3 protein-coding genes and 1 pseudogene are annotated in these 4,119 nt (G+C 74.8%); 1 reads left to right on the forward strand and 3 read right to left on the reverse strand.

The genetic code is table 11. From position 1 onward, the window contains the following. Nucleotides 1–82: 82 nt before the first annotated feature. A pseudogene (locus AOK09_RS35835) lies at nt 83–1,288 on the forward strand (glycoside hydrolase family 10 protein); the annotation flags it as partial. 481 nt (nt 1,289–1,769) lie between these two features. Here AOK09_RS35835 and AOK09_RS35840 read toward each other — a convergent pair. From AOK09_RS35840 to AOK09_RS35850, 3 genes are all read right to left on the reverse strand, one after another. Further along, on the reverse strand, nt 1,770–1,970 hold the full coding sequence (locus tag AOK09_RS35840) for a ferredoxin (protein ID WP_055591356.1): 201 nt from the start codon (nt 1,968–1,970) through the stop codon (nt 1,770–1,772). 7 nt (nt 1,971–1,977) lie between these two features. Beyond that, nucleotides 1,978–3,195 carry a cytochrome P450 gene (locus AOK09_RS35845; RefSeq protein ID WP_055591357.1) on the reverse strand — a complete coding sequence of 406 codons (1,218 nt, stop codon included), beginning with the start codon at nt 3,193–3,195 and terminating at the stop codon, nt 1,978–1,980. A 162-nt stretch (nt 3,196–3,357) separates the two neighbouring features. Next, nucleotides 3,358–4,119, reverse strand: a 762-nt coding sequence (locus AOK09_RS35850; protein WP_157876179.1) for a TetR/AcrR family transcriptional regulator, incomplete at its 5' end; no start/stop codon positions are given.

The following is a 4,119-nucleotide window of genomic DNA, read 5'->3' on the forward strand; positions in this document are numbered from 1 at the left end:
CCCCGGTCCCGGCCGGCCCCGCCCGTCCCGCCGCACGCTGCTGCGGGCCGCCGGAATCGCCGCCGGGACGGCCGCGGCCGGCCTGTCCGCCGTGCCCGCCCGGGCCGTCGCACCGCCCGCCGCGGCAGCGGCCGCCGGGCAGCAGACGGCGGGCACTGCCGCGTCCCCGCAGGCGTCGTCACCGGGCGACCGCGGGCTGCGCGGCGAGTGGATCGCCACGGTCGCCAACATCGACTGGCCGTCGCGGACCGGGCTGAGTCCGGCGGAGCAGCAGGCGGAGTTCACCGGTCTGCTGGACCGGGCCATGGCGCTACGGCTGAACGCGGTCTTCGTCCAGGTCCGGCCCGCAGCCGACGCCTTCTGGCCGTCCCGGTTCGAGCCGTGGTCGCAGTACCTCACCGGTACCCAGGGCCAGGACCCGGGCTACGACCCGCTGGCCTTCATGGTGGAGGCCGCACATTCCCGCGGTCTGGCCCTGCACGCCTGGTTCAACCCGTACCGGGTGTCGCTGCAGTCCGACCCGGCGAAGCTGGCCCCCACCCACCCGGCGCGGCTGCACCCGGAGTGGATCGTCGGCTATGCCGGCCAGCTGTACTACAACCCGGGGGTCCCGGCGGCGCGTGCCTTCGTCGAGGACGCCATCCTGGACGCGGTGGAGCGGTACGAGATCGACGGCGTCCACTTCGACGACTACTTCTACCCCTACCCGTCAGGTACCGCCGCCTTCCCCGACGACGAGGCGTTCGCCGCCTACGGCGGGGGCTTCACCGACCGGGCCGCCTGGCGCCGCAACAATGTGGACCTGCTGGTGCGCGAGGTCCGCGACCGGGTCCGCGCCGCCCGCCCGGAGGCGGCGTTCGGCATCAGCCCGTTCGGCATCTGGCGCAACGCCTCCAGCGACCCCGAGGGCTCGGCCACCAACGGCACCCAGTCCTACGACGCCCTGAACGCGGACACCCTGGGCTGGGTGCGGAAGGGCTGGCTGGACTACATAGCCCCGCAGCTCTACTGGAACATCGGGCTGACGGTCGCCGACTACGCGGTACTCGCCCCCTGGTGGGCCCGGGCCGTACGGGACACGGACGTCCAGTTGTGGATCGGCCAGGCCGTCTACAAGGCCGGCGACCCGTCCCAGCCGGCCGCCTGGCAGGACCCCGCCGAGCTCTCCCGGCACCTGGCGATGGACGAGAGCATGCCGGAGATCAGCGGCGAGATCCTCTACAGCTCCGCCGATGTGATCGCCGACCGGGTCTGCGGGGTCAGCACCATGGCCGCCGATCACTGGCGGCGTCCCGCGCTGCCGCCGGTGCTCCCGCGCCTCGCGGACGGCCCCGGGCCGCTGCCCCCGCGGGGGTCGGCGGTCCGCACCGCCGACGGCGGGGTGCGGCTGGAGATGCGCTCGCGCGGTGAGCGGGTGCCGGCGCTGTACGCGGTGCGGCAGCACTCCGGCCCGCAGGGCGCGGGGGAGCTGCTGGCCGTGGTCCCCGGGGCCCGGGTGGCCTGGTGGGACGGGCCCGCCGCGCCGCACGGCGCCGAGTACCGGGTGAGCGCGGTGGACCGCGCCAACCGGGAGAGCTGCGCCGTCACCGTCCATCCACGGGGTCGCTGACCTCTCGTCCGCCGTGGCGGCGGACGGGGCGAACCGGGGGCCCGCGCCATCCGCGCGGGCCCCGCTCTGCCCGGTCGCGGAACTCCGGCCTCCCGGGCCCTGACGGCGACGCGTGTCGCCCTCCGCCCCGGCCGGCCGCGTCGGCCGGCCGGGGCGCAGGTCAGTCCTCGTCGACGACGCGGATGACCGCGTTGGGACAGAGGGCGGCGGCGAGACGCGCGGCGCCGTGCAGCTCGGGCGGCGGGCTGTCGTCGAGGAGGACGACGGTGCCGTCGTCGTCGGACTGGTCGAAGAGGTCCGGCGCGTTGAGGGCGCACTGCCCCGCGCCCCGGCAGCGGTCGTGGTCGATCAGGATCCTCATGGTGCGGTCACCCGTCCCAGGTGAGCGGAAGTGCGTGGACGCCGTAGATGAACATGTCGTCGCGCATCGGGACCTCCTCGGGCGGCACCGCCAGGCGGAGCGTCGGGAAGCGCCGGAAGAGGGCGGGGAAGGCGATCTCCATCTCCACCCGGGCCAGCTGCTGGCCCAGGCACTGGTGGACGCCGTGGCCGAAGGCGACGTGCTGGGAGGGCTCGCGGGAGAGGTCGAGGTCGTCGGGCCGGGCGAAGTGGCCGGGGTCGCGGTCGGCCGCGGCCAGGGCGGCGACGACGGTCTCCCCCGCGCGGATCCGCCGGCCGGCGATCTCGACGTCCTCGCGGGCCACCCGGACGGTGCCGAACTGCACGATGGTGAGGTAGCGCAGCAGTTCCTCGACCGCACGGGAGACGCCCTCGGGGTGCTCGCGCAGCACGCCGAGCTGGTCCGGGTGGCGCAGCAGCGCATAGGTCCCCAGGGCCAGCATGTTGGCCGTGGTCTCATGGCCGGCCACCAGCAGCAGCCGGCCGATGCCGGCGAGTTCCTCGTCGTTCAGCGGCGGATCCTGCACGTCGGTCCGGATCAGCTCGCTGAGCAGCGCCTCGTCGGGGTCCGTCCGCTTGGCGGCCACCAGGTCGAGCATGTACTGGCGGAGCGCGTCACGGGCGCCCAGTGCCTCCTCGTCGGACACGTCCAGTCGGAGCAGCGTGGAGGTCCACCCCTGGAACCTGCCGCGGTCGGCGTAGGGGACGCCGAGCAGTTCGCAGATGACCAGGGAGGGAATCGGCAGGGCGAAGGCCCGTACCAGGTCGGCCGGCGGTCCGCTGCGTTCCATGGCGTCGAGGTGGTCGGCGACGATCTCCTCGATCCGCGGGGCCAGGGCGCGCATCCGCCGCACGGTGAACCAGCGGGTGAGCATCCGCCGGTACCGGGTGTGCTCCGGCGGGTCGAGGCTGATCAGCATCCCGGCCCGCGCCTGGACGTCCTCGGGGCGGATCGGGATGCGGCGCACCGGTGAGGAGGCCCGCAGCCGGTCGGAGGAGAACCGGTCGTCCGCGAGCAGCGCGCGGACGTCCTCGTGCCGGGTGAGCAGCCAGCCGAGCTGTCCGTCGGGGAAGGCGAGTCTGGCGACCGGGTCCTGCTCGCGCAGGCGGGTGTACTCCTCCGGCGGGTCCCAGGGGCAGCTGCGGTGCGTCGGCAGGGTCAGCGCGGCGGGCTGGGTCGTGTTCATGGGAACGGCTCCCTTCATCCGGCCGTCACGGGATGTGCGCGGCGCCGTCCTCCCCGAGGAGGCCGCCGGGTCGGCCGCCGGTCTGCGAGCCGGGCGGCCTGCCGAGGGGCGACGGTTCCGTGGCGTCGGGCCCTCCGGACCCCACGGTAGTACGAGGTCGTTCTATCTGCGCGGCGGCGACGGGTCCCGGCTCCGGGCCGCGGCGCCGTCCAGTACGGGGGCCACCGCGCCGTCCACGATCCTGTCGACCAGTTCGCGGCCGGGCTCCTCGTCCAGGACCAGCACATGCATCAGCACCAGCGCGAAGGGGGTCTCCAGCAGCAGCTCCGCATCGACCCCCGGGGGGATCTCCCCACGCCTGTCTGCTCTGGCCAGAGCCGACTCGGCCGCCTGCCGTACCGGGCGGCTCAGCCGCTCCCTGCGCAGCCGGGCCAGGTCGGCGTCGGCCCTGCTGCCCTCCAGCAGGGCGATCATCAGCCCGCGGTCGTGCTCCGTCCAGCCTCCCAGCCAGCACATCAGCAGATGCCGCAGGTCCTCGGTCAGGGAGCCGCGGTCCTCGTCGGTGATCACCGGCTGGTGCTCCGCGAGGGCGTCCACCACGAGCTGGGCCTTGCCCGGCCAGCGCTGGTAGAGGGTCGCCTTGCTGGCCCTGGCGCGCTGGGCGACCAGGTCCATGGTCAGCCGCTCGTATCCCACCTCGGCGAGGAGCGCGAGGACGGCGCGGAGCACCTCGCGGCGCCGTCCGGGGTTGCTGAGCGGGACCTTGCGGAGCTTCCCGCTCTCGCACCTGCCGGGGGTGTCCCCGATTCCGCCCGACACCCGCCTCACCTCCTGTGCGACCCGCGCCACCGTCCGGCCTTCCACCACTGCACCGGCCCCCGGGGCCACGGCCCGCCCACCGAAGGGGGCCGGTGCAGTGGTGGA

The organism is Peterkaempfera griseoplana, from assembly GCF_001418575.1.
GTDB lineage: Bacteria > Actinomycetota > Actinomycetes > Streptomycetales > Streptomycetaceae > Peterkaempfera > Peterkaempfera griseoplana.